The 26144-nt window shown below is 31.4% G+C and carries 27 protein-coding genes; 18 read left to right on the forward strand and 9 right to left on the reverse strand.

The window, feature by feature from the left end:
* The first annotated feature begins 14 nt into the window (after nt 1-14).
* From ACONDI_RS00280 to istB, 5 genes are all read left to right on the forward strand, one after another.
* Complete coding sequence (locus ACONDI_RS00280; protein ID WP_241079503.1) at nt 15-1955, forward strand: tetratricopeptide repeat protein; 1941 nt, start codon at nt 15-17, stop codon at nt 1953-1955.
* A 473-nt stretch (nt 1956-2428) separates the two neighbouring features.
* On the forward strand, nt 2429-3007 hold the full coding sequence (locus tag ACONDI_RS00285) for a hypothetical protein (RefSeq protein ID WP_241079504.1): 579 nt from the start codon (nt 2429-2431) through the stop codon (nt 3005-3007).
* A gap of 16 nt (nt 3008-3023) precedes the next feature.
* Nucleotides 3024-3218 (forward strand): helix-turn-helix domain-containing protein, encoded by a 195-nt coding sequence (locus tag ACONDI_RS00290; protein WP_241079505.1) that lies wholly within the window; start codon nt 3024-3026, stop codon nt 3216-3218.
* A gap of 619 nt (nt 3219-3837) precedes the next feature.
* Nucleotides 3838-5391: an IS21 family transposase gene (gene istA / locus ACONDI_RS00295; RefSeq protein ID WP_241079506.1), complete on the forward strand. Its 1554-nt coding sequence runs from the start codon at nt 3838-3840 to the stop codon at nt 5389-5391.
* Nucleotides 5381-6130 (forward strand): IS21-like element helper ATPase IstB, encoded by a 750-nt coding sequence (gene istB, locus ACONDI_RS00300; RefSeq protein WP_241079507.1) that lies wholly within the window; start codon nt 5381-5383, stop codon nt 6128-6130. Before istA ends, istB begins: the two co-directional genes overlap by 11 nt.
* 218 nt (nt 6131-6348) lie before the next feature.
* Here the strand turns inward: istB and ACONDI_RS00305 are convergent, their stop codons facing one another.
* The 3 genes from ACONDI_RS00305 to ACONDI_RS00315 all read right to left on the reverse strand — a co-directional run bounded on the left by ACONDI_RS00305 (nt 6349) and on the right by ACONDI_RS00315 (nt 8051).
* Complete coding sequence (locus ACONDI_RS00305; protein ID WP_241079508.1) at nt 6349-6690, reverse strand: HepT-like ribonuclease domain-containing protein; 342 nt, start codon at nt 6688-6690, stop codon at nt 6349-6351.
* Entirely contained in the window at nt 6683-6973 is a 291-nt protein-coding gene (locus tag ACONDI_RS00310) for a nucleotidyltransferase family protein (protein WP_241079509.1), read from the reverse strand. Before ACONDI_RS00310 ends, ACONDI_RS00305 begins: the two co-directional genes overlap by 8 nt.
* 460 nt (nt 6974-7433) lie before the next feature.
* Nucleotides 7434-8051 (reverse strand): helix-turn-helix domain-containing protein, encoded by a 618-nt coding sequence (locus ACONDI_RS00315; protein ID WP_241079510.1) that lies wholly within the window; start codon nt 8049-8051, stop codon nt 7434-7436.
* A 307-nt stretch (nt 8052-8358) separates the two neighbouring features.
* On the opposite strand from ACONDI_RS00315, the gene ACONDI_RS00320 reads away from it, so the two are divergent.
* From ACONDI_RS00320 to ACONDI_RS00340, 5 genes are all read left to right on the forward strand, one after another.
* Nucleotides 8359-9888, forward strand: coding sequence for an IS200/IS605 family accessory protein TnpB-related protein (locus ACONDI_RS00320; protein ID WP_241079511.1), 1530 nt, complete (start codon nt 8359-8361; stop codon nt 9886-9888).
* Nucleotides 9889-11280: 1392 nt separating this feature from the next.
* Complete coding sequence (locus ACONDI_RS00325; RefSeq protein WP_241079512.1) at nt 11281-11442, forward strand: Ltp family lipoprotein; 162 nt, start codon at nt 11281-11283, stop codon at nt 11440-11442.
* Between the two features lie 557 nt (nt 11443-11999).
* Complete coding sequence (locus tag ACONDI_RS00330; RefSeq protein WP_241079513.1) at nt 12000-12275, forward strand: hypothetical protein; 276 nt, start codon at nt 12000-12002, stop codon at nt 12273-12275.
* Nucleotides 12247-12588, forward strand: a complete 342-nt coding sequence (locus ACONDI_RS00335) for a toxin-antitoxin system TumE family protein (RefSeq protein ID WP_241079514.1) — start codon at nt 12247-12249, stop codon at nt 12586-12588. The genes ACONDI_RS00330 and ACONDI_RS00335 overlap by 29 nt, the downstream gene beginning before the upstream one ends.
* A 55-nt stretch (nt 12589-12643) precedes the next feature.
* Nucleotides 12644-12880: a hypothetical protein gene (locus ACONDI_RS00340; protein ID WP_241079515.1), complete on the forward strand. Its 237-nt coding sequence runs from the start codon at nt 12644-12646 to the stop codon at nt 12878-12880.
* Nucleotides 12881-13313: 433 nt separating this feature from the next.
* On the opposite strand, the gene ACONDI_RS00345 is transcribed toward ACONDI_RS00340, so the two are convergent.
* Nucleotides 13314-14012, reverse strand: coding sequence for a hypothetical protein (locus ACONDI_RS00345; RefSeq protein WP_241079516.1), 699 nt, complete (start codon nt 14010-14012; stop codon nt 13314-13316).
* 179 nt (nt 14013-14191) lie between these two features.
* Nucleotides 14192-14773, reverse strand: a complete 582-nt coding sequence (locus tag ACONDI_RS00350) for a hypothetical protein (RefSeq protein ID WP_241079517.1) — start codon at nt 14771-14773, stop codon at nt 14192-14194.
* Between the two features lie 510 nt (nt 14774-15283).
* Between ACONDI_RS00350 and ACONDI_RS00355 the strand changes: the two genes are divergently transcribed.
* Nucleotides 15284-15583, forward strand: a complete 300-nt coding sequence (locus tag ACONDI_RS00355; RefSeq protein ID WP_241079518.1) for an HNH endonuclease — start codon at nt 15284-15286, stop codon at nt 15581-15583.
* 50 nt (nt 15584-15633) lie between these two features.
* Here the strand turns inward: ACONDI_RS00355 and ACONDI_RS00360 are convergent, their stop codons facing one another.
* Both ACONDI_RS00360 and ACONDI_RS00365 read right to left on the reverse strand, forming a co-directional pair.
* Nucleotides 15634-16194 (reverse strand): HNH endonuclease, encoded by a 561-nt coding sequence (locus ACONDI_RS00360; RefSeq protein WP_241079519.1) that lies wholly within the window; start codon nt 16192-16194, stop codon nt 15634-15636.
* A gap of 463 nt (nt 16195-16657) precedes the next feature.
* Entirely contained in the window at nt 16658-17659 is a 1002-nt protein-coding gene (locus ACONDI_RS00365) for a 4Fe-4S cluster-binding domain-containing protein (RefSeq protein ID WP_241079520.1), read from the reverse strand.
* A gap of 554 nt (nt 17660-18213) precedes the next feature.
* Here ACONDI_RS00365 and ACONDI_RS00370 point away from each other — a divergent pair.
* The 7 genes from ACONDI_RS00370 (at nt 18214) to ACONDI_RS00400 (ending at nt 24375) form a co-directional block, all read left to right on the forward strand.
* On the forward strand, nt 18214-18519 hold the full coding sequence (locus ACONDI_RS00370) for a superinfection immunity protein (protein ID WP_241079521.1): 306 nt from the start codon (nt 18214-18216) through the stop codon (nt 18517-18519).
* A 25-nt stretch (nt 18520-18544) separates the two neighbouring features.
* Nucleotides 18545-18763 (forward strand): superinfection immunity protein, encoded by a 219-nt coding sequence (locus tag ACONDI_RS00375; protein ID WP_241079522.1) that lies wholly within the window; start codon nt 18545-18547, stop codon nt 18761-18763.
* Between the two features lie 28 nt (nt 18764-18791).
* Nucleotides 18792-18992, forward strand: coding sequence for a superinfection immunity protein (locus ACONDI_RS00380; protein WP_241079523.1), 201 nt, complete (start codon nt 18792-18794; stop codon nt 18990-18992).
* A gap of 627 nt (nt 18993-19619) precedes the next feature.
* On the forward strand, nt 19620-20003 hold the full coding sequence (locus tag ACONDI_RS00385; RefSeq protein ID WP_241079524.1) for a hypothetical protein: 384 nt from the start codon (nt 19620-19622) through the stop codon (nt 20001-20003).
* Nucleotides 20004-20386: 383 nt separating this feature from the next.
* Nucleotides 20387-20710, forward strand: coding sequence for a helix-turn-helix domain-containing protein (locus tag ACONDI_RS00390; protein WP_241079525.1), 324 nt, complete (start codon nt 20387-20389; stop codon nt 20708-20710).
* A gap of 366 nt (nt 20711-21076) precedes the next feature.
* Complete coding sequence (locus ACONDI_RS00395) at nt 21077-23098, forward strand: phage/plasmid primase, P4 family (protein ID WP_241079526.1); 2022 nt, start codon at nt 21077-21079, stop codon at nt 23096-23098.
* 791 nt (nt 23099-23889) lie between these two features.
* A complete protein-coding gene (locus ACONDI_RS00400) occupies nt 23890-24375 on the forward strand; it encodes a hypothetical protein (RefSeq protein WP_241079527.1) in 486 nt (161 codons plus the stop codon).
* A gap of 369 nt (nt 24376-24744) precedes the next feature.
* Here the strand turns inward: ACONDI_RS00400 and ACONDI_RS00405 are convergent, their stop codons facing one another.
* Nucleotides 24745-25011, reverse strand: a complete 267-nt coding sequence (locus ACONDI_RS00405; protein WP_241079528.1) for a hypothetical protein — start codon at nt 25009-25011, stop codon at nt 24745-24747.
* 57 nt (nt 25012-25068) lie between these two features.
* Nucleotides 25069-25989 carry a tyrosine-type recombinase/integrase gene (locus tag ACONDI_RS00410; RefSeq protein WP_241079529.1) on the reverse strand — a complete coding sequence of 307 codons (921 nt, stop codon included), beginning with the start codon at nt 25987-25989 and terminating at the stop codon, nt 25069-25071.
* Between the last annotated feature and the right edge of the window lie 155 nt (nt 25990-26144).

The raw sequence follows: 26144 nt of genomic DNA on the forward strand, positions 1-26144 counted from the left end.
GGTTCCCAGTTTTTTTGAATCAAAGAGGTGAGATTTTACTTCAACAAAACTATACTGAAAAAGCAATAGAATTTTTTTTAAAAGCAAAAAAAGAATTAGAAAAGTCGAATGACAAAGAAAAAAGGATACCTATGAGTGAAATAGATCAAAACTTAGCAAGAGCATTAGGTGATGTCGATAGAACTGATGTCGCATTGACTTTATTAAATGAATGTGCAGACGTTATAAAAGGACGAGAATTAGATGAATTAATATATTACTATAATTATGCAGATATATTTTATAGAGACGGTGATTTGCCGAATGCAGAAGATAGTATCAAAAACGCTATTAAAACTTGTGATCAAGACAAAGAGGAATTCAAGCTTATTTTTGCGTTAGTTTGTCGTAAATATGCTGAAATATTAGTAGCTAAAAACGATTTTGATGCTGCTTTAAAATACTCAAATAAAGCAGTAAAACACCTCAGAGAATTAGTCGAAGAGGGTAAACCGGATCAAATTAAACTTGCTTTTGGATTAAGTCAGCAAGGGTTGATTTATTATGAACTAGCTTATTATGAAGAGTACTTTAATTACGAAAAAGCACAAGAAGCCCTGAATAAATTTGAAAAAGCTTTTGAAATAATTAATTCTTTTGATTTATCTACTTTAACTTTTACAGATAGAATGGTAATAGCAAGCTATTCATATTACAAGGGGGTTCTCTATGCAGAATTATCAAGAAAAGAGGGTTCAGAGTATTATATCAATTGTTTTCTGAATGATTTTAAAAGAGCTATAGATATTTATTCTGAAATGGTGATTGAAGAAGCTAGTACTGCAAAGGAAATTATTGAAGAATTAAAACTAATCTTACTAGAGCTATGGAATTTAAATAAAAACAAAGAAGTATTTTTTGATAATGTCCTAAATATCTATGAAAACATAATTTATATCTTGGAAAATCTAAAAGAAAAAAAATTACTTAAAAATGAATTAATTTTAGCAGAAACTTACAGCCAATTGGCTGTTGAATTGTCAATGCATGGTGATCCTAATCTAGGCAAAAGCTATATTGATAAAAGTGTTGAAAATTTAAAGGAAACTGATGAAAACCAAGGGTTAAGTAACCGTTTAGAGTTGGCTAAAACATTAGCAGATCGTGCAAATATTGCTAAAGAAATAGATTTTGAGCAACATAAAAAGAAAATAATTGAAGACTATGAAGAAGCACATAATATATTTAATGAACACAGTTTATCTGATTCCATAGATTTACTATCTAAAGCTAATGTTTTATGGGAAAAAGGGAAATTTTATGCAACTCTTTCTCTTAATAATTATAAATATGATGATGAAGCATTAAGAGATATTAATGAATCTGCAAAAATTAAAGATCGTTTGATAAAAGAAGGCATAGTTGAGAAGAAAAATATGGTGACAGATTTTTTAAATATTGGAAATATAATATTTGACCTAGGTTTTAAAAAGCGGCAAGAAAATTATCTTTATAAAGCTATAAATTATTATAAAAAAGCATTACAATATAAAAATGACATAATTCAAAGCAAAGATAATGACCCAATTGGTTTCTCGTATATTCATGTGAAATTAGGTGAGATTCATAACCTCCTAGGAGAAGTTAATGATGCTTATAAACAATTTAGTGAGGTGATTTCATTAAATGAAAATAAAAAAGATGAAAATGGAAGAGATAAATTACTAATAGAAGCGTATCATGGCAGAGGGTTAACTAAGTACGAAAAACGTGACTTTAACGGTGCTCTAGGTGATTTTGAAGCTCTTATAAAAACACTTAAATTTAGTAACTGTAGTGAGTTGAAAACACAATTTTCGTCAAGTGATAAGTTTCAAAATTTGATCATAGTCATAAACGAAATTTTAGAGCGGACTTTAGAAGAAAATGTTAGACAAAAAGCAATTGAAAGTTTAAGGGAGATTTTGGACCTTTAAAGATTATCCCTAAATAAAACCAAAATTTAAATTACAAGAAAAGAGATAAAAGATTTAATTGATGAACTAGAATAAAAATTAATATTACCTGTACTATAGGTAATTTCAGCGGACACCATGAACGAGATTTTAGGAACGTCAATAAATTAAGCTCCCTGAAGGGAGCTTAATTTTTGAAGGCTTCATTTTCATAGTCTTTTAAATCTGTGCTAAACTTTTTTCATCACTTTTTTCTCTGGATTTTTTTAATCTTTTTGCTACTGCGTACTTAATTATACTTTCTATATTCTGTTCCATGTTAATAAGATCTATATTTAATGCATAATAGAAATACCGAATTGCAAAGTAGAAATCCCTGTAGTTGCAAACTAAAATTCCCTGTTATTGCAGAAAGCCATTGCAGTATCCCCCCAAAACCCTTACCCTTGTAATGTGTGAGAAAACGAGGGGAGGATCAAAGGAGGATGCTAACAATGGCTCAAGTAAATTATATCAGGGAAATGTACTATGAGAAAGGCATGAGTTATGCAGAGATATCAAGAGCAACAGGTCATGATGCAAAAACAATAAAGAAGTACATTAATAAGGCAAATTTCAATACACCACCTAAACCGCCAAAAAAGTTAGGCTCAAAACTAGACCCTTACAAAGAAGAAATTGATACATGGCTTAAAGCAGACAAGCATGAACGCAGAAAACAGCGTCATACTGCCAAAAGGATTTACAACCGGTTAAAAGACATTTATGCCGAAGAGTTTGATTGCTCTTACCGCTTAGTAGCAGCATATGTAAAAGAAAGAAAACTAAAGATTTACAATGGAGAAGGAGATTTTTATTTACCCCTTCAACATATACCGGGGGAAAGCCAGGTAGATTTTGGACAAGCAGACTTTTATGAAAGAGGGATTCGCCACATGTGGGAAGAAAACGATATAGTGTTGCTAAGTGTTTGTCGCAAAGAAAAAAATAAAACTCCCAAAAGGGATATAAAAGCAAAAAATAGAATGAATGATTGGATTAAACATGGGCACGAAAGACAAAAAGATCTTTAAAAGGAGGGTAAAAATTTTGAACTGGAAAGATCATAAAGAAGAAATCAAGGAATTTATGCCGGAGATAACAAAAGAAATGGATATTATAGTTGAGCTCGTTGCACGCAGAAAAGAATTAGGTCTAACACAAAAAGATTTAGAGAAAAAAACAGGGATACACCAACCAGCTATAGCCACGATAGAAACAGAAGGAGTGGCCCCGGGAAATTGATACTTTAAATAAAATTGCAAAAGCACTAGGCATGGAAATCAAACTAGAAACTAAAACATAATTTAAATTTAATGAGTAACTAGTTTTTAAAAACCACCTAAAATTTATAAGGTGGTTACCCGAAGACAAAAGGTTTTGGTTTTTGATTGAAGAAAAGTATAGAGAGATTAGGAAACTCTTGCTGTCTGATTATTTTTATCAAAATTATATGTAGTGCCAGGCCATGGGCCTGGTTTTTTACATAATCTTTTTTAAAAATTTCAGTATTTTAATAAACTGCTTTCTGTTGATAATGACTTCTTTGAATTATTTAATTATAGTTTTAATGTCTAATTTTGGGGTTAATGTTCAATATATTTTTAAATGCTGCAGTTTAAGACACGTAAATCAGATGGTGGAAAATTTAATCAGGTTTTTTTGACTCACCCTTTAAAAGTTCAATTATTTTGTCTTGCTTTTTATCAATCTTAAATATGGTAAAAGTTATTTTTACAATGGTGTAACTGATAAAATCAAATAGACAGATTTCGTTAAATAGTACTGTACAGAATATACCATAACCTTCCTCCATCTGTTAAGATGAACTGGAAATATTACTAACAGATGGAGAGGAGAGCTTATGGAAGAAAGGAAAAAATGGCTTATGTATGCAGAGATTCAAAGATACAATGAAATGGGGTTAAAGGTAACCCAAATAGCTAGGAATTTGAATATTACAAGAACCACCGTTTACAAGTACTTAGAACTTACCCCGGAGGAGGTGTTATCCCTAAACGAAGGAAACAGAAAAAAGAAATTAGATGAATATGAAGACATAATATTGGAGTGGCTAAAAAAATTCCCTGACCTTTCAGCAGCTCAGATTAAAGATTGGCTATTAGATAATTACGAATATAGGGATGCCTGTGAAAGTACCATAAGAAATTTTGTTAGGAACTTACGAAAGACTCACAACATACCCAAAAAAGCAGCACCAAGAAGTTATGAAGCTATTGTAGACCCTCCTATGGGAAAACAGGGGCAAGTAGATTTTGGTGAAAAGAAGTTTATTGACCAGTACGGAAAAACTGTTAAGAAGTGGTTTATAGCCTTTGTCCTTTCCCATGGCCGGCATAAATACGTAGAGTGGTCGGACAAGCCCTTCACTACTGCCAGCACCATTAAAGCCCATGAAAACGCATTTAAGCACTTTGAAGGGATGCCAAAAGAGCTGGTCTATGACCAGGACAGATTGGTACTGGTAAACGAAAACTACGGCGATTTGATTCTAACTTATGAATTTGCTGCCTACCAAAAAGAAAAAGGCTTTAAAATCCACATGCTGAGAAAAGGTGACCCAGAAAGTAAAGGTAGGATAGAAAATGTGGTAGGTTTTGTGAAAGACAACTTTGCTAAACACCGTACTTTTTACAGCATAGAAAAGCTAAATGAGGATTGTCTGGCATGGCTTGAGAGGACTGGTAACGGCAAGGTAAATGAAACAACAAAAAAAATACCGGCTGAAGTACACCAGGTAGAAAAACAGTACTTACAGCCAGTAGGAAAAAATTTCACCATAAATTGTAACTCCAGTATAACAGCCTTGATAAGAAAAAACAACACCGTACTTTACAAGTCTAACCGTTATAGTCTCCCTTTCGGGACTTATGATGGTACCACCAGATATGCACAGTTAGAAAGAGATGGTGAAATTCTCATAATTAAAGATGAAGCAGGTGAAGAAATTACTAAACACCAAATCTGTTACGGTAAAGGTGTATTGATTAAAAATAACAATCATGAAAGAGACCGTAATAAGGGAATTAAAGAATACAAAAAAACAGTAGAAAAAATGCTGGGTGGCGGAGAAAAAGCTAAAGAATATCTTTCAAATATACACAAGGAAAAGCCCCGTCATATACGTGATCAACTGCAACTGATCAAACAATTGATAGAAGCTCAAGATATAACAGTTATTGAAAAAGCTCTAAACTACTGTCAAAAATACAGGCTCTACAGTGCTTCATGCTTTAAAGATGCACTGTCACATTTTCAAAAAGATGAACCAACAGTAGAAGAATCATCCCCCATAAAACCTTCAAATGAAGGTTCTATTAACTTAAGAACCAGGCCACAGGTCAGGGATTTGAAGGTATATCAAAACATTGCATTGGAGAGATACCATGAACACTGATGAATTAAAAACTAAGATGAAAACTCTTAAGATAGGTGAAGCTGCAGATATCGTTGATGATCTTCTCATATCCTCAAAAGAGAAAGAGCTAACCTACAAAGAATTCTTAGAAAAGCTTGTAGACCATGAAGTAAAACGCCGGGAAGAAAAAGATTTTCAAAAAAGGCTGAAATGGGCAGCTTTTCCGGAGAAAAAATACCTGGATGATTTTGATACTAAGTTTCAAGATTCCATTAGCCAAAAAGAACTAAACCAGTTAAAAGAACTAGTGTGGCTGGATCAAGTTTATAATCTAATACTTTTAGGGCCGCCGGGCGTGGGGAAGTCGCATTTAAGCATAGGGCTTGGACTTGAAGCTATTCACAAAGGTTACAAAGTGAGCTTTGTGCAAATGGATGATCTGATTAAATTACTAAAAACTGAGGAGATCACTAGAACATCCAGGACAAAAGTTAAGAGAATAGTATCTTCAGACCTGGTGATTATCGATGACCTCATGTTTATGGCCATGGAAAATGAAGAAGCAAACCTATTCTTTCAGTTTATCAACAAACTGTACAACCAATCTTCTATAATTGTCACTTCTAACAAAGGCCCAAAAGATTGGGGCGATATTTTAGGAGATCAAGCTATCACAACAGCTATTCTAGATAGAATCATGCATAGGAGTGAAGTGATTAACCTTACAGGGAAAAGTTACAGGATTCAAAACAGGGAAACCATTTTTGGAAAATCGTAGGTGTCCAAAACTATTTAACGAAAATTGTTCAAAACTACTTGACGGTCACAAATGGCAAATACTACAACTATTAATGCGATAATATTTAACAACATAAAAGGAAACCCAGGACCGAATTCGACCATTCTATCCCTTCTTTAATACTCTGTAAATATAAACTTGTACTACATACATCAGATAAGTGGAAATTTATTTCAGTTATTTAATGATAAATACAATTAACCACTTTGATTTTCAAGAAAACTTTTTACTGCAGTTTTAAGTTCGGGCAATTTATTTTGAACTACATCCCACACAATCACTAAATCTATATTTGCATAATCATGAATTAAAACATCTCTAAATCCAGCAATTTTACGCCATTCTATATGACTTTTCTTGTTTTTTACTTCATCAGGAAGCTTCTTAACGGCCTCACCAATCACTTCAAGATTTCTGATTACTGCGTCCTGAGCCATCATAAATGATATAAATTCATCAAAATTTAAATCCTTGGTATATTCTTCTATTCGATTTATAGAATCAATAATGTCGAGTAAATATGCTTCATGATCACACATATTCTACACTCTCCATAATGGTTTTATTATAAGCGGGCTTTATTGATTCTCTGGTTACTAAATCTATTTCTTTTTCAAAAGTATCTTCCAAAAAAAACTTCAAATCCATAAAATTATCAAATGTTTTGTGCCCCTCCATGAATTCTACTATAAAATCTATATCACTTTCTTCATTTTGAGAATCTTTTACATAAGAACCAAACAATCCTATTTTTTTAACTCCGAATTTTTTTAGTTCACTCTTATTTTGTTTTAGTTTTAATAAAATTTCATCTTTTTTCATTGAATCACTCCTCAAAATAAATTAAACAAATCAAATACTGTTCGCTAATTTGCAGTATATTTATTATTTACTACTTCTATATAAGTTATATTTTTCCTCTTGCCCCTACATTATAACCTTTGAAGAGAGTAATAAAATATTTTAGTGCAAAATGCTTTGGTTTTATCAAATTGAGAAAAATACAAGGGAACTAGGGAACTTTTGGGGTACCAGGCTATAAACAATAACCAAAAGTTGTTCTTTATAATTTAGATTTTACTGTAACTCTAAATTTTTAAAACTCAGTATTATCAATTTGTAAGGCACATGGACCGCAATATATCTTATAATCACTATCGAAATCTAATAAATCTTCGGTTAAGTCAGTTTGCCAGCACAAAGTTCCACATTTATGGCACTTAATTTGTTTTGTAGCTCTATTTGGCTTGTTTACTGGCAGACTTAAAATGTTTTCGTCGCTTTATATTCTACATTTATGCTCACTATACTTTTTTACTTGATCCTGCCAAGAAACCTGACCTTTAGAATTAATGTATGTATCTAAAGCTATTTTAGGGATAATATACCTAGTATCTCTTTTAGTGTATAATACTTTTTCGTCTTTTAATAACTGGGATATTTTTGCTGTACTAATTCCTAAATATTTAGAAGCTTCTTTTTTATTTAATACTTCTTTTTCTTCAAGCTTTTTCTCATGTTCCTTAGTTTCAAATTTTTTTGAGTTTTCATTTTTGCTTAATGATTTTGCCATGTTTTCAGCCTTGCTTTCTCTTACTTTCTGTGTATGTCTTTTAGAATCTTCCGAAGCTACGTTTTCTTTATAGTTATTTATTCCTCCATTTTTAATCCATTCTACAAATTTGTCCCTTGGTATCTTAATTTGATTACCTATTTTAAAATGTGGGAAAAACTTGCCGTGGTAAACTCTGCACATTTCATAGACGGTATGCGTGCTAACTCTTAAAAATTCTGCAGCTTCTTTTACTGTTAAAATGGGAGGTAAGTCAAAATATAAGTCATCATTTTCCTCTGTATAAGGTTCATCTTGAGATTCTTCTACTTCGCCAGCTAAAAACACCCCCTGAGGTCATGAATTATTATCACGAGAGGTGATTTTTTATTTTTGAGGATCGAAGTACATAGTGATTCTCAGTATATATACCTTAACTATACATGGTAAAAAGACTTTTGTATCGATACAGCAAAATTTTCTTTTGGGAGGTTAAAAACAGCCTAAAAATATCTACACATTTTTAGAAAAAACTAAGAAAATCTGTATTTTTTTCTGAATTTAAGTTGATTATCCTGGGTAAAAACAGTATAATATATATAGAACATTAGTTCGCAAACACTAACCGCCATAATAAAATTGGAGGCTACAAAATATGAAAACCACCAGGATGCTCAAACTTAAAAACATTTCCCCGCAGTTCAAGGTTCGGTTAGATAATTTAATGAGGGAATTCTGTGCAGCAAAACGCTACAGCTATAACAGGTTAATAAATGGCCTAGATCAAAACGAGACAAACAAATTACTTCAGCGGGTTTTTCGCCTAAACAAACGCTACTCAGAAGATGCTACCCTTCAGGCAAAAACTATCATAGACAGCCAAAAAGAGCTTTTGGCTCTGTATCTAGAAGAAACCAAAGCCAAGTTAATAAAAACCCGCCGTAAAATCGAAACTTACAAAACCGGCAAAAAAACACCCCAAAAAGTTGACTTAAAAACCTGCCTAGAAGGACTAGGGTTTAGAGTAAAAAAACTAAAACAAAAACAAACAGAACTTCAAAATCATATAGATAATCACACTATCCCACCAGCTATTTTTGGTGGCAAGAAAAACTTCCGTGCAAGAACAAAAGGCCATATAACAAACCAGGAATGGAAAGACCTTCGAACTAACCAGCTCTACTCCAGGGGTGACAAAACTAAAAAAGGTAACCTAAACACAAGAATAACTGAACAAAACGATAGATTCTACCTTGAAATAGCAGACTCTCTAAACATAAAACCAAACAATAGAAGTCCGCGTATCAAAGCTGAACTAGAAATACCAGACAAATATTTTGATGAAATCTTAGACGCTACCTATCCTGACTCCAAAGGCAATTATCATCCCTACAGCATAGAAATCAAGCGAAAAGATGGAGAATACTATGTTTATCTAACTTACGAAGAAGAAGTACCAGGGTCATGCTTAAAACCAAAACAGCCAATTAATGCTCATCTCATAGCCGGGATAGACGTAAATATTGACCGTACAGCCGTTACCATTATGACAAAACAGGGTAACTTCATAAAATCCAGGGTATTTTACTGCCACGAGATGGAGTATGTCTCATCCAACAAACGAGAAAACTTAGCAGGAGAGCACTCGAAAGAGATAATAGACTACCTACTCCACGAAAATGTAGGAGCCATAGTAACTGAAAAACTAAACTTTAGAAACGACCACGACACAAACAAAAGATACAACCGTCTAACTCATAATTTTACCAGGAAAAAACTCCTACAAGGGATTACAAGAAGGAGTCTTAGAAACGGATTTGAAGTAAAACAAATAAACCCTGCTTACAGCTCGATTATTGGCAGATTTAAATACTCTAAAAAATACGGCCTCTCAGTTCACCAGGCTGCAGCCTTGGTAATTGGCCGCAGGGGTCTAGGCTACAGTGAAAAGCTCCCGGTGGAGCTAATTCAAAAATTACAAGAACTAAAACCATATTTGCAAAATCTTATTGGATCAAAGGAAGAATCCAACAAGATAAAATATTTAAAAGATATTATCCAAAAGATAGATAACTTTAAACATTATCATCTCTGGACATTGTGGAACATGGCAAATAAGTTTTTGGAATTTAATCTGAGCGATCATAAACTAAAAAGACAGGAGGTGAAACCCCTGAGTTACTAAAATTCTTTTACTGCGATAGGTTAATACCATGGGAAGGAAAGGCCTATCGCATCTGCCGTCCCTAACAGGGAGTCGCCGGTTTGTCTTCTACTTTAGGTAGATGAACCTATACTGGCGAAACAGAGTGAAAATCTCTGCGGTAAGTCGTCTTTTCTTGGTTCGGCGGCGGTGGTTTTAGGGCACAATGTTTAGTTTTGTGCATATTTTAGTAACCAGGTATTAGAATGGCTTCTTAAAGGAAGATTTCCAAAAAGAACTCAATAAAATATTTAGCTCGGCAAAAGAGGCAGGAAAATCAACCATTGATATAAAGTCGGGAGATTTACACAGAAGAGCTGGAAATTATTCAGGTAATCACAGGATGCCTGTATGCTGCGATGTCATGAGGGAAAATATGAAATCTAAGATGAAATTATAGAACAACCACCTAAAGGAAATGGTGCTTCTCTAGTTGTCCGTTATAATTTACCAAATTAACAGTTACTGAAAAGAGTGGTTAACTTTCTTGGTCCGCCTCCTGTTGTGAAATGCTTTGGATTTCAAGGGGGGTGGATAGGAAATTGGTTTAATTGGAGAGAAAAGTTAAATTCTAATAAAGATATAATATGCGATGATGAACGAGGAAGAGGTTTGATAATAGCGAAAATGTTCTGTAATAATTATTTTATAATAAAAAAGGCAATAAAGCTTTTTGATTTTAAAATTTGATTTTAAAAGATAATAAAATATAACCAGCCTTGTAAAGGTTTACTTTATATAGGCTGGTTATTTTATTTTGGAGCCGTATATTATATTTTAAATAACAGTATAATGGTATAATGGTGCCGAAGGTACGTATTATGGAGAACCCACACTGGAAAATTTTTTGATAAAGGTCTTTAAAGATTTTACTTTCATGACCTGGATCTATAGTTTGCTTAATGGTGAACAAACTCAATTTGTTCCATTAAAAGTCTAAGTTTTAATATACCTCTTTTCTACAAAATATTGATAGGACTAAACTTTGATGCAGGAGTAGAGGGAACCTCTAACCTTGCATTTGCAGCTTTTACAGCTGTTTTTAGAGTTGAAGTACATGTCAAGATTTTCTAAAAATCCAAAAGAAAGTAATATTATGATTTTATAAAGGAGTATTAAAATGAGTGACTTAAATTACTAACATGTTTAATTTTTATTCAATGTCAAATGAATAAAAACATTTAATTTCTTACACTATTTGATGTAAATAAAGGTTTGATTTTAAGTTAGAAGTTAAGCAAATATTATTTTGAAAATTTTACTTTGAAGATGAGGTGTTATATTAATTTTTTCGATAATAATTATAATATCTTTGATTTTAGGATTTTTTATATATATCGGCTGGAGCATTCTCATGAAGAAGCTGTTTATGCAGTGGATGAAATTGAAGTTGATTGGAAAGAGCAAGCGGCATTAAAAGCTGAGGATTACTTGGATTATTCGTCATTTTCACGAGAGGGGCTAATTGAGCAATTGGAATATGAGGGATTTACCCGTGAACAAGCTGAGTATGGTGTGGAAGCTGTTGGATATTAAATGGTGAACTTCAAAAAACAGTATAACAAAACATATTGTGTTAAACCCATTAAATTAAAGTCTGGGCTATTATTTTCTAAGGGGTTTGATTTTTTTGAAGTTGAAATTTAAAAATCACAAGCAAAATTACACTAAAATTCACATGGTAAATCACAAGTTTTACACATTAAAAAAATGGGCAGTTCTCTTTATTAAAATTGAGAACTGTCCCATTATCATTAAGGCACATAAAATCGGAAAATGTTCAATACTATGTTAAAGGCTATTTGTTAGTCGTATTCTATTATCTCCATCAAAGCCTATTACTCTTTCATCTCCAATAATTACCTCCGTCCGGAAGTCAATTTTTTAGCCATAATACCAGCCTAGTAAAAATAATAAACTTTTGATAGGCTGGTTATTTTGTTAAAAGCCATATACTTGATTATTATGTTCTATATTAATGGTGTAATGGTAGAAGATTACAGGGATAATTTTCTAATAAGATTTGATTAGTTTGACTTGAGAAGATATAATAAACATATAATGGGTTTTTAAAATTTAGGGTGGTGGTTAAAATGTCTGACCTGGAAATATCTAAAAAAGAACTAAAGGATTATAAAAAACTTACAATTATTGAAGAATTAACTCCGCTTAAAGAGTATGTAAAAATTTTGGAAAGCAAATACAAATGCAGCTTTGAAGAATTCGAGAAAAGAGTGAAAAAAGAGACCGAAAATTATGAGTTCTGGGACGTTTATATTGAATGGAAAGCCTATCATGAAAGGATAAAGGAACTCGAAAAGGAACTTGGAGCTGTCAACGATGCAGAAGATATTAAATTTACTAAATAGTTCCAGGATTGTGGTGAACTATGAAATTTTTGATTTTAAACAGGGGAAAAATTTTTATTTTGTAAAAGCCAGGGCAGAAATTATCGATAACTCATATCTGCACATAAAAATATTCAATTCTACAGGTGAATATTTTTATTCTTTTCATTGGCAGGATTACAATAACGACTTAATAGTTAGATGGGACAATTCACCGCACCATGAGTATATTAAAACTTTTCCTCATCATAAACATATCGGAGGCAAAATAACAGAATCTAACGAAATTACCTTAGGTGATATACTAAAATATATTGAAAGAGAGTTTGCTTAGCAGAGATTTTTGGATGCTAGGTTAAATTTGTATGAGAACCTGGAGGTATATAGCAATGAGTACTACCGAATCAAAAGAGTTTTTGTTAAAAGAGTTTGAAAAGCTTGATGAAGAAGGCCAGAGAAAAATCCTTGACTATGTCAAAAGATTATCTAGTGCTAAGGGAGATACTAATAGTAAAACTCCTAAAAGCCTTAGGGGTGCATTAAGAAAATACAAAAATAAAGATCTAAGACAAAAAGAAAATGGTGCCTGGGCAAGTGCGGTGAAAGAAAAACATGAAAATAGCTGATGCAAATATTATTTTGAGATCCTTTTAGAATCTTAATCATAAAACAGTGTTTTAGAAATTATTAATAACCAGCCTGAGTATTTATATCTAGTTTAGAATAAGCTGGTTATTTTATTTTGCAGCTGTATATTATATTTTAAATAACAGTATGATGGTATAATGGTGCCGAAGGTGGGATTCGAACCCACACGCCAATGGCACACGATTTTGAGTTTATTCTAAAAACTTGCCGCCCGCCACCTAGCACGGAAACAGATTTATAGGGAATACATAACTTGGCGACCTTATAACTTTATTTATCAGTTATCTATATTTTAGCGTGGTATGTATTGGTAGTCAATAGTTTGATAAAGACATAGTTTAATAGAGTTAGAAAATATAATTTATTCAATTTGAAGATACAGAAAAGTGCATTTAACCTGACTCAGTTCAATTAATTGATTATATCATACATATATTTACTTGTTGAGTTATAAGGTATATATCCTATTCTATAAGATAATAAAATGTTTATATTATTAAAAATTTTAATAAATAACTTATCTTTATTTGTAACTAAAGCTTTTATCCAAACATTCCTACTAATTAATATGCCTTTTATTTTATCTTTTCCTGACTGAACTTTTCCGTAAGCTTTGTGATTTCCATCAATAATAAAAAACGGCAAACCACTTGGATTTAGTAAAGTAAAGTCTCCGCATATAACTGGATCCTCTTTGTTAACACATTTCATTGCATACGTTTTATCTATTTTACTTTCATCCATAATTCTCTTTAAAAATTCTTTATCGAATTCTATATTAATCAAATCTTCTTCTATGTTAGATAGTTTTGCTTTAAAAGCTTTCTTATAATCTTCATCATTTTTGTTGATTGTTTTTGTGTCTCTATATATAAGTTGGTTAAGCAAGTCAATATTAATTCCAATTACATAACTATCATTTCCATAAAGCTCAAATGGTAAAGAATATACTTGCTTTCCTAGCTTTGGTGTTTCCTTTCTATGGTTTTTTAATACTGCCTGATATTCTTTAATTATCTTTTTAAAATTAGGGTATTCATATTTTAATTGTAGGTCGGCTTCAATATTTGAAGATAATAAATAATTAAAAAAATTTTGTAAGTTGTACATAATTACCCCCATAATATTTTATATATAAATTTATATTCAGTTATTTTAAAAATTATAAATAAAATAATTCTTAAAGTTTAAATTTCTATCAAATAAAAAAAGGAGGCAATGCCTCCTGGTATGAATAAAATTTAAATTTATGTTATTATCATAAAAATTCCTTAACTATTAAAATGAGATCACTGCTTTTCCTCCATTAGATTTTCGATCATACGTCCTATAGGATCTGCAATTCTAAGTACGGTATGCCCATTATTACTTTCTATATTGCTACAAAATTTCAAGTATGCTTTTTGTCCAGGATCTACTAATAAAATATGATCTATAATAGTTTCTACCCCTTCATTTTTAAATTTGTACATATTTGGTCCCACATGGCTAACATAATACCTTTTTAAATCTTGTTCAAATTCTTTGTTTAATTTAATTTCTTTTTTGGAAACAGGTGTGATATCCTTGTTTTCTAAAACACAATCTAAAGATTTATTATCTTTTATTAAATCAAATGAAATATCAAAGCCTGCTTCAGTAAGAATTTCATAAAGGGTGGAGGGACCTGTTCCAGAATAACCTGTTGCTAAGCCACATTTAATTTCCATTCTTTCTTCATCACGACTATATAAAATTAAAACTGTTTGAACTATATTATATATTTCCTCTTCTTTAATGTGAGCTTTATAAAATAAGTCGAGATGTTCTTTGTTATTTCTAAAAAAACCTATTGCATCAGAGGAGGTTCCTCCTTTAATAACTAACTCCATATTGTTCCTCCTTATAAATTGAGATATTAATATTTATTTACTTATTGTAGAAATATGATAGCATTTATTTAATAAATAAAGAGACGATCACAAAATCTTATTTTTGTTTAGTACTATAATTGGGTTGTAACTAAGTTAACAAAAATTTAATTTTTTACTATATAACTTAAATTTACAATTTTAGTTTAGTAATGTTACTTAAGTTCTTTGAAGAAGCTATAATATGATGTCTCACCATACAACGTAAGGGGGAGAAGGGCGCAAGGATACTTGTTTGAAATACCTCCAGACTTGGCAAGTTATTTAATATCTGTAATTAGATAAAGAAAATTTATTAAATGAGAAAACAAAGCTAAAAAATGAAAAAAAGAAGAGTGAAGAGATATCTATAGAAGAATTAAGTAATCTTTTGAATAAAGTACTCGGAACACTGAAAAAGAACGGATAGTAAAGGGGCGAATAGGTCAAGGATTATTTAAAAACAAGTTACTGGCATTATAAGATAAATGTGTGATTTGTGGTTTATCCAAAATAGACTTATTGATTGGTAGTCATATTAAACCTTGGAGATATAGCAACGATGAAGAAAAATTGGATGAAGATAATGGGTTATTGATGTGTAATGTCCATGACGCCCCTTTTGATAAAGGTTATATTTCATTTGAAGATTCAGGAAAGATTATAATTTCTTCAAAACTTAATAAAAAAGATTGTAATTTACTAGGAATAAATGAAAATATAATAATAAAATTACGGCCAGAACAAATCAAATATATTAAATGGCATCGTGAAAATATATTAAAGAGTTAAAATAGTGTAGGGGCGGAAGCTATTATGATCTAAATGAAAAGTTTTATTTTTTACACTTTTTCAAAACAATTAGATTTATGCCAATCCAAATACTTTTTACTCTCAGTTGGTAAATTGAAGAGCAAACTATCATTATCTTTTATGTTCATTAAATTTTTAGTTGTTTGATCTAAATTGTTCGAGACAATTATAGAGCCGTTGTCTTCAAAAGAAATAAATCCATTATCAAACAGAGCATCATGGGTCACACAAAGTAATAACCCATTATTAATATCTAATTTTTCGTGGTTATTTGAATGTGACCAGGGTTTTATATGACTTGCAACTAATAGTCTTTCTTCATCCAGGCCACATAAGCAGCACTTTTTATATTTATTTAACAATTTTTTTCTAAATACACCTTGTTTCACCCTATTTTTAGTTATGGATTCAATCTCAGGATTGCTTATATATTCTAACTTAGACTCTCTAACTTTTGACGTTTCTGTGTTTTCAGGCCAGGAATATATATGATTATCGTAATATAAAACTTCGAAATTGTTTTCAGTCAATAGCTTTTCTATAAAATCTTCGCTAGAAATATACGGTTCTAATTTCCATTCTCTAAACATATTATATCCCTTATGCCATATCCTTGAGTCAACGCCTTTTAAATTAGATACTATTTCATTTTTTTTACTTAATTGAAAAGGAGGCGTAAGCTTTATAAATTTATCAAATATGACAATATTCTTATATTTTCTCTCGCCCCAAAATGCCATACTTAAATTTTCGTCAACAATTTTTTCGCAAACGTATCCAATTCCATCTATGGCTTGGTAACCATAAGTATCATTAATCCTGAATAATATTAAATCATTGGCTTCAATATTTTCATATTGTCTTAAGTTATATTCTCCATCTTTAACTCCCCAGGCTCCTCTTTTTTTTGTTGTATTATTTAAAACCTTTTCTATAGCTATATCATCATGAGCTTTTCCGTTTACAACTGAATTATTATAGTTTTTTAAGGTTTCATTGTTTGTAACTGGGAAATAAAATACTTTGATAATAATCCCTCCTTTATGATATTATCTACAGCTTTATTTTTGTCTTTCTATAGTTAGTTTTTGTATTGCTTTTTAAATCGTTTTCAATGAGACTATCATTTTCTAAGTAGTCTTTATTGTTATAAAAAAAATTTGTTTTTGAGTTTTTGTTTTTTCTTGGTGCATGTACTGGTTCTACGTAAAATTTCCCTTTGTTTTCTATATGTTCTTTCAAAATTTGTTTTAGTTTAATAGAGTTAAAGTCATTTTTGTCAAATTTAAACATCTTTTCAGCAGGTATATCTGGACATTTAATATTAAAGTGTTCACTATGATAAAAACCAAGGACTGGATCAATATTGAAGTTTTTGTGTTTATTAGGTATTAACTTATTTAATCCTTCAATTTGGTAATAAAAGTTATTATAAGAACCATTATTTTGTAAGGCGTAAAATTCATTTGTGTTCAGACCTTTTAAGGATAATAACATCTCGACTTTAATTTGCTTAAAACTATTTAGTAACAAAATATCCTCTTCTTTTATTTCACGTTTTCCAATAGTAATTCCATTGGTAAATATCTTTACTTTAAACTTATCATCCGTTTTTAAAAATCTTAAGTTGTCCCTTGCTAGTTCATTATTTTCAATAATATATTTATCTAACTTATTTAAAAAATTTACTAAAAAATGAAAACGCTCTTTATTTAGTAATGGTTCTCCTCCAACTATCTGTAACCCCTGTATTTTAAAGAGTTCTGGATCTTTTTTTGGGGGATTGATTTTTGTAATATATTCTAGATTAGCATGGAGACACTGGCTAAAATACTGTAAACATTGATCTTCGCTTAACAATTGATAACTATTATTATCATTTGACCAACAAAGTTTACAGTTTAAATTACATTTATCGAAATCTATTCTAAGTTCTCGCATACTTTTGTATAATTTATTAAATCCAAGTATACATTTTTCAGCGAATTTACAGTTAGTTTTTTTACAAAAATGGCCTGCTGAATTGAAATCATTAGGAAATTTTAACTCCTGCATTTAACCAACAACCCCTTTTATTAGCTATTTTTTTATTATAACTTACTGAGTAAAGGTAAAAAAGATAATTATATGATATAAAAAAACTCTTAGTTACAGATCAATTATGTAGTTTTGTATAGAGGATGGTATAAAAATATTTTGGACTTATAAGAAGCTTTGGATTGTAACACTTAATTAGACAGTTTTTTTATTTTCTCACTAGGAGAGATTTTTGTCAGTTGTGAGGAGCTATAAATGATGAATTCCCCCAGTAGACGAAAGTTTCTCTTTATTGTGAAGAAATGGGGAGTAGCGTTTTATGTAACAAAAATTTTGCGAAATCTGGTGCGATTTAAGGAGGGGGTAAATGGTTCATACAATATTTCTTATTAAACTGTATAACACAAAGGCAAAAATATATGTTTAATTAAATTTATTTTCAAACTCTTTACCTCCCCACCTTTAAACACCTGCCGATAAAATAGTCTATACAATAAAAATATACCTCCTAATCGGAAGTATATTGAAAATTACCTAAAATATGATAAAATTTCCATTAAGGAGGGGGTGACATGAAACTTGTTATAATAACCTCAATCATATTAACTATTCTAATGACAATTCCCACAATCTATTATGACGACATTTTTGAAAGTGATGCTGGATTTATAATGTCAACATTAACTGGGTTCATTGTTATAACAGTAATAGTTACAATTTACCTTATTCCTACCCTAGTAGCAGAATATAGAAATCATAGAAATGTAAAAGCAATTTCAGTATTAAACCTCTTTCTAGGATGGACTTTCATATTTTGGGTACTAGCTCTTGTTTGGGCTTTTCTAAATAACCAGGAAGAACCTGCTCAAGAAACCTAAACCATTTGCCTATGGAGGGGATAACATGGAAACGATAATGTCTATTATAAGTGCATTAATTATTATAACAATTGCTGTTTTAATTTATTTTGCTCCTGCTTTTGTAGCAGAATATAGAAATCATAAAAATGCTAGAGCAATTTCAGTATTAAATCTCTTTTTGGGATGGACATTTGTATTTTGGGTACTGGCTCTTGTTTGGGCTTTTCTCAGTAATCAGGAAGAATCAACTGAAGAAACCTAAACATTTACCTATGGAGGGGTGGTATACATTGTTAGACATTATTACATCTGGATTATTTATAATATTCATTTATTTCCTTCCTACTATATTAGCAGTATCTAGAAAACACAAAAATGCTTATGCTATCTGGCTTTTAAATTTCTTCTTAGGATGGACTTTTATATTTTGGGTATTAGCTCTTGTTTGGGCTTCCCTCAATAGTCAAAAAGAATCAACAAAAGAAACTTAAATTATTCTCCTATCATCTTTTTTAAAATATCGCCTTATTCTATTTAAAAATGTCATAAATTCTGCCCTGCTCGCCCAAGCGTCAGGTCTAAAATGAATAACAGAGTCTCCGTCCCTGGTAAAAACAGTAATAAGACCTAATAATTTTTAGAGATAACAGGTGAAGACCGAGAAACTGTACCTAAATGGATAAGAGCTATAACTTTTGTGACTTTGGATATAGCTTTTTGATTGCAGGTTGACTATTGATGATTTGGTGAACCTGGCTATTGTTAGTGGCGGAGGAGAAAATATATATTTTAGTTTACTTGGGAACAACAGCTTGGCATATTTATTGGTTGTTTATACATTGAAATGTATCTCCTATCTTTATTAAAGGATGGGAGATTTTTTATGTTTTTAGATCACCTATTAATTCATATCCTCTCACAATTAAAAGAGTTCATAAAAATCTCTAAAAAAGCCTTTTAATAATCTATAAAGGTATAACCATAACCCTCCCTCCCCTCCGAAAATCCAATACAGCCAAATTACTAAAGCCTATTGATACACTCAAATTAATATATTAGAATATTTGTAGAAGTTGGCTAAAATCCAACCTTAAAATTATGCAACAAGGAGGGGTTATTTGGCAAATAAAGTTATTGCTTATTTGATTACCGATGGGAAAGTGTCAAAGATTAGTTTAAACAATATGGGTAAAACAAAATACCCAGAAATGGCTGGTAAAAGTGCTTTGATTGTTTGCATAACCTTTGAAAAGGAAGAGTCATTTCAGTTAAAAGATGTTGACATTATATCTACGATTTTTGACAATGAAGGAAGATGTGAAATTGACAAAAATCAAAAAGAAAGACTGAGGATGTTTGTTGAAGAAAATTTGCCTTTTTTTGAAGAGAAAAGTATGGGTGATGGAAATGTAAAGTATAACTATTTTAGTCCAAGACTAAACACAAAACAGAAACAGATGCTAAAAGAAAGGATAGTAAAAGACTTTAATAAGACTTTTTAGAGAAAGTTATCAGGATTGTATAAAGAGATCTTTGTTTAAACATTTTCTCCCGCCACCTTTAAGATTTAAGGTGTGCGGAAATTTTTTCAACTTAGAGTTCCTATAATATGAATTATGAGAACTAAAAAGCTAACGTAGGACTCCTTAAAAGAAAAGGAGTTTTTTTAATTTTTCACTAGGAGAGAAATTTGCCAGTTATAAAGGGGTTGTGACTGATAGTACCTTTTAGCCGCCCCCCAGTAGACGGAAGTTAACTTTTTAAATGCTAAAAAACGGGGAGTGGCATTTTATGTACACAGGAAAATTTCTGAGAACTGGTGCACTTACATAGGGTGGGCGGGGCCTAATTGGCCTAGCTGAAGTATTTTCTAAGGAGGAGTAGGATGAAAAAAAACATGGGAAAAAGGATTAGAATGGAAAGGGAAAGACTAAAAATGAACAGAAAAAAATTTTCAGAGCATACAGGACTATCAGAATATTACATAGGTCAAATAGAAAGAGGAGAAAGAAAAATGAGTATAGACAGCCTGCTTAATATATCAAACTGTCTTCACCTTTCAGCAGATTATATTCTAAAGGGTAAAGAAAGAACAGAAGAGAAAAAACATGAAAACGAAATATACCAGCTGCTTAATAGATGTGAAGATAAAGACTTAGAATTAATCAAAGATTTAGTAAAGCTTATTTTACCCTATCTAAAAAATTAAATCCCCCCGCCCCCTCTTTTACGGATAAGGGGGGGCGAGAAAATTTAAACTCATTACCCCTTAATTTTTAATATACAAACAAATAAAATAGCATCTTCTTTTTTAAAATTCTTTAGTATCTTCTATATTATTATCTTACTTTAATTAACATCAATGTACGTTATTCCCTGCTTTAGGTTTGGGCAGGGATTTTTATATTGCTTTTAGTGAAGATAAACCCTGAGTTCATTATACCTATTATTTAAATGAGATAAAAATCGGTGCGAAAAATTAATTATTTACTAAACAACTATAAGCCTGTTTCGTACATGAATTATAGGAAGCGATAAAGGATAAATAAAATTTCCCCTAAGGAGGTCTTAAGTCATGAAAAAATATGTAAAAGACTACTTGAATTCTGGTTATTCAATAATTCCAATAAATCCAAAGTCTAAAACTCCAATTATTGAATGGAAAGAATATCAAAACAAAAGACCATCTGAAGAGGAACTTATAAAATGGTGGAGAAAGTGGCCAAATGCTAATATAGGTATTGTTACTGGCAAAATAAGCGGAATATTTGTACTTGATGTAGATGGAAAAGAAGGAGAAAAATCTTTAGACGGATATGAACTACCAGATACTGCAGTAGCAGAAACTGGTGGTGGAGGTAGACATTATTTCTTTGAACACCCAGGATTTATATGTAAAAACTTTACAGGCATATTACCCAATGTTGATATTAGAGGAGATGGTGGCTATATTGTAGCACCCCCCAGCCTCCATGAAAGCGGTAATAAGTATAAATGGTTAAATAAATCTCAAATTAATAAAGCACCTGAGTGGTTATTAGAAAAACTAAACTCAGTTAGTAAAACTTACAGAAAAATAACTGCAGAAGATTTTGCTAAAGAAATCAAGGAAGGGGCAAGAAACAATGAGCTTACAAGTATAGCTGGTTCCCTTTTAGGGCATGGTGTATCTTTGGAAGAAACTTTAACTATACTGAAGTCAATAAATCAAACAAATTGCTGCCCCCCACTTCCAGAAAAAGAAGTGGAGAAAATAGCTGAAAGCATAGCAAAAAGAGAATATGGAAATGATCATATGCCTGTAACAAAAAACAACTATAACTATGATGTTTCCAGGTTTTTTGATGGAAGTACGTTTATTCCTAAAAAAGTTGCTAATGAAATAACCACTAACTACAGTATTATTAAAGCATACGGCAAATTATACTATTATCAAGATGGAATATACAGAGAGGGCGGGGAAGAATTAATTAGAAGAAAAGTTAGAGAATTACTAGACGATAAAGCAAAAAATAACCGAGTCAATGAAGTGTTACAACATATAAAAGACACCAGTAATCAAGTTAGTGATTTTCACCCCCACCCTGAATATATCAATGTAACAAATGGAAGACTTAACTGGCATAAAGACAATTTAGAAGAACACAATCCAGAAATATTTGAACTTATGCAGCTACCAGTTCAATACAATCCAGAAGCTGACTGTCCTAGATTTAAAGGATTTTTAAATGAAGTATTAGATGACGAAGTTATTTCGCTAATACAAGAAATGTTTGGGCTAACCATCGCCCCAGATATTACTGAAAACGGCAGCAAAAAATTTCACAAGATGTTCATACTAACAGGCGAAGGAAGAAATGGTAAATCAGTCTTATTATCGACATTAGAAACATTACTGGGTAGAGATAACGTAAGCAATATATCACTACAGGAACTAGAACACAATAGATTTAAAAAAGCGGACTTACTAGGTAAACTTGCAAATATATTTGGTGATATAGATAGTAAGTCACTAAACTCCACAAGTGCTATTAAAACACTTACGGGAGGCGATACAATAGCAGGTGAAAGGAAAAATGAGCACCACTTCTACTTTAAGAATTATGCGGAGCTAATTTTCTCAGCCAATGAACTTCCAAAAGCCAATGATAAAAGCAAAGCTCTTTACAAGAGATTAATAATTGTACCATTTGAAAGAACATTTAGTGAAAACGAAGCAGATAAAAATCTTCTTAGTAAACTTACTACAGATGAAGAACTAAGCGGAATACTAAACTGGGCTATAGAAGGCAGGAAAAGATTATTTCAAAAGGGCAGCTTTACTATTTCACACCAGGTGGAGGCTTTATTAGAAAAATATAAACAAAAAAACAATAACGCACTAGAATTCTTGAATAAATTCGTTGTAGAAGACACAGATGGAATAATAAGTAAAAGCGATTTATACCAAAAATACCATACCTGGTGTGAAGAAAACAATATAATTCCAGAATCACAGCAAAGTTTTAATCAAACTATCAAAGAAAATTTCAATGCAAAAGAGTATAAACCTGGAAGTATTAGACTTTGGAGAGGGATAGCTATGAGTGAAATATAAATACACCAGGTTTTTACCAGGATTGCACCAAGTTTGTTACCAGGTTTTTGTAGTAGTTACCTATATGACTCTAGGAATACCAGGGTTTATAAAATCTTAAGTGAAAAAGTAAAAGTATAATAATATATATCATAAAAAGTTATTATGATAAAACCCTGGTAAAGTTGGAGTTATGAAGGTGTTAAGTATAAAAAGTCTGGTACTAATCCTGGGCTAAACCTGGTATAACCCTGGGAATAAACCTCCCCCCTCCACTCGAAAGTGGGCGGGGGCGGGTTTTATTTATGATCCTGAGCTTCTTCAATAATCTTATCTTCAAACTCAGAATTTAAAATTTGTTTGCAGTATTTAATTAATAATTATCTTATACATAACCAATCCAAACTATGACAAGAAAAATAAAGAATTGGATAGAGATAAATAGGTATTTCCCCCGCCTGCCATAAAAGGATAGAGTTAGCTTAGGAGTAGGGAGTGTTGGATTAACTAAGAAGGAAAATGTGGGAAGGATTCTAGAGTTATCGCCCCCCACTTTTGCTGGCGGGTGCGAATAGGTAGTATACAAATTATGCAGGGAGTATGCCCTGTTTTTTTAGTTAAATCAAAGGTTGCCTTAGTTTATCTGCTTTTCTAAAAAAAGAAAAAATTAACAGGGATAATTTGTTGATGTATAGAATAATAATATTGGTTATTTATAAGAGTTTTAAATTGGGAGGTGATATTACAAATAGTATGATGTTAAAGCAAATATTCCATCAAGTAATACTTTACTTACATGGAGGGAAAAACATATGTCAGGAAAGAAAATTATATTATTAGTATCTGTTTTTGTAGTAATTTTCGCTGTTGCTGTTGCAGGGTTTACTGCATTTTTTATTTCAATGCAAACATCTACTCCTCAAACTCAAGGAGGATCACAAGTTAGTAATGAAAGTGATAATGATACAGAAGTATCAGCATCTGAAAAAATAATTGGAGTTTGGCGGGGCGAAGAAGTTGATATCGAACTTTTAGAATTTTATGATGATAATAATTTTCAGTTATATTACGAAAATGAAGAAGGAGGGGGCACTTACTTAGAAGGTAACTATTCTATGAGTGGAGATAGCAGGTTGCGTATCGAGCTTGATGATGGAAGAGTAGAAGGAAAGACAGGAGATATTGATTTAAGAAGTGTTTCAAGTCAATATACGATTGATATAAATTTAGAAGAAGATACATTAGAATTTTTAGATGAAGTTGATTTAGCAGCAAATACAGTTTGGAAAAGAGAGTAAAGTATTAAAAGCCAATGGGGATACCTTTGTATGCTGTCCGCCCTTAATAGCGGGGGCGAATATATTTTTAAACTAAACTTATTAATTATTGTTAAATATCCCTGCAAGAGTGATGATGGGTATAAAAGAGGCTCTTTAGTTAATAAAGTCCACCAGGGTTATGATATGCTCCTCCTTATGATAAACAGTTTTTCTTATTTAAACTGTCTACCACAAGGGGAGCATATCAAAATATTGGTGGGCTAATATTTATATTACGATTGTAGAGAACGATAATGAGAAAGTTTGAGACATTAGAATCTTATGTTTATTATATGGCTTTAATTAAACCAGCTACCACTTTGCTTTAGGTGTGGATGGGCGGGGACTTCATTTAGATTTCTCCACATCTTCTATTATTTCATCCATAAGTTTAGGGGTGACAATCTGTTTCACATTATTTAATTCTCTGATCAATATATCTATGTCTTCTCCGAAAGTATTAAATAATATATATTTCATATCTTCCTGCTTGACCCTGCCAGCTTTTCCCATAGCTAACACAGACATTATTATTTCAAAAGGTTTGTAGTTGTTGTTTTGGTAATGCTTTTTTAAAGTTTTACAAATAGTTTTTATATTATAAGTTTTAGGCATATTACACTCCTCCTTTGTTAACTTAATAAAATTTTGTGTTAAACTTTATTAATTGGGTTAAATATCGAGATGATTTAAAGGATTATATTTTTCGTTTTGTTCTTTTAGATTAGTCCCATAAATGTTCACATAGTTTTTTGATATGCTAATGTCCTCGTGTCGGAGAAGACATTGCAAGGTAAAGGCATCACATCCTTGTTTTACTAAATTAATTGCAAAGGTGTGGCGAAATCTATGGCAATTTACTGATAGATCTTTAAAATTCATAGCTTCGTTTAACCTTTTAAAGATACTTTGAGCTCCATACTTACTAAGCTGCTTATTATTTTTGTCTACAAATATAAATTCAGATACTTCACCAAAATATTGCTTACAGTAGCTTTTATAATATGCGATTTCTTTTTGAAGTTTTTGGGTGAGGGGGAGGGTCACAGCTTTATCTCTTTTGCCGTAAATGTAAATAGTACCTTTTTCAAAATCTATATCCTCCCATTTAGCATTTCTAAACTCATTTAATCTAGCTCCAGTACCCAACAAATAAAGTAATAAAACATAATTTCTCAGATTAGTAAAAGAGTTTCTACGTTTAATTGACCTTTTATAATAATTTAGCATTTGTCTAATGTGGTAATCTGAAAAAGGTTTTTTCTGACTTTTAAATTTTATTGGTTTAATATCTTTAATCGGGTTATTTTTAGGGTCAATAATATCTTCTTTTTCTAAATAGTTAAAGAAAACTTTTAGGTGTTTTAGTTTTGTATTGAGGGTGGCGGGGGCGTTTTTTCTTTCTTTTTTGCAATAAGATAAAAATGATTTAATCAAATTAGGCTTAACATCTTGTACATTTAAAACTTCATTTTCCTCACAAAACTTCATAAATTCATCTAAGTACTTCCTGTAATGGTTTACCGACCACTCTGCTAGATTTTGAAGCTCCTTTTCATCTAAAAACTCATCAGCAGCAAATCTTAACAACATAAAAAAGACCACTCTCCTTTTTTAAAAATTAGGGAAGTGGTCGCCATAGTTATGTGTCTCCCGAAAGAGTTTTTGTGGTCATTCAAAACCACATGACTCCAATTAGGGATCATTTTGTTTATGGAAGTCTATTCCTATTCGTGAACCCCTGTGTG

Origin of the sequence: Natranaerofaba carboxydovora (genome assembly GCF_022539405.1) — a bacterium.
Classification (GTDB): Bacteria; Bacillota; Natranaerobiia; order Natranaerobiales; family Natranaerofabaceae; genus Natranaerofaba; species Natranaerofaba carboxydovora.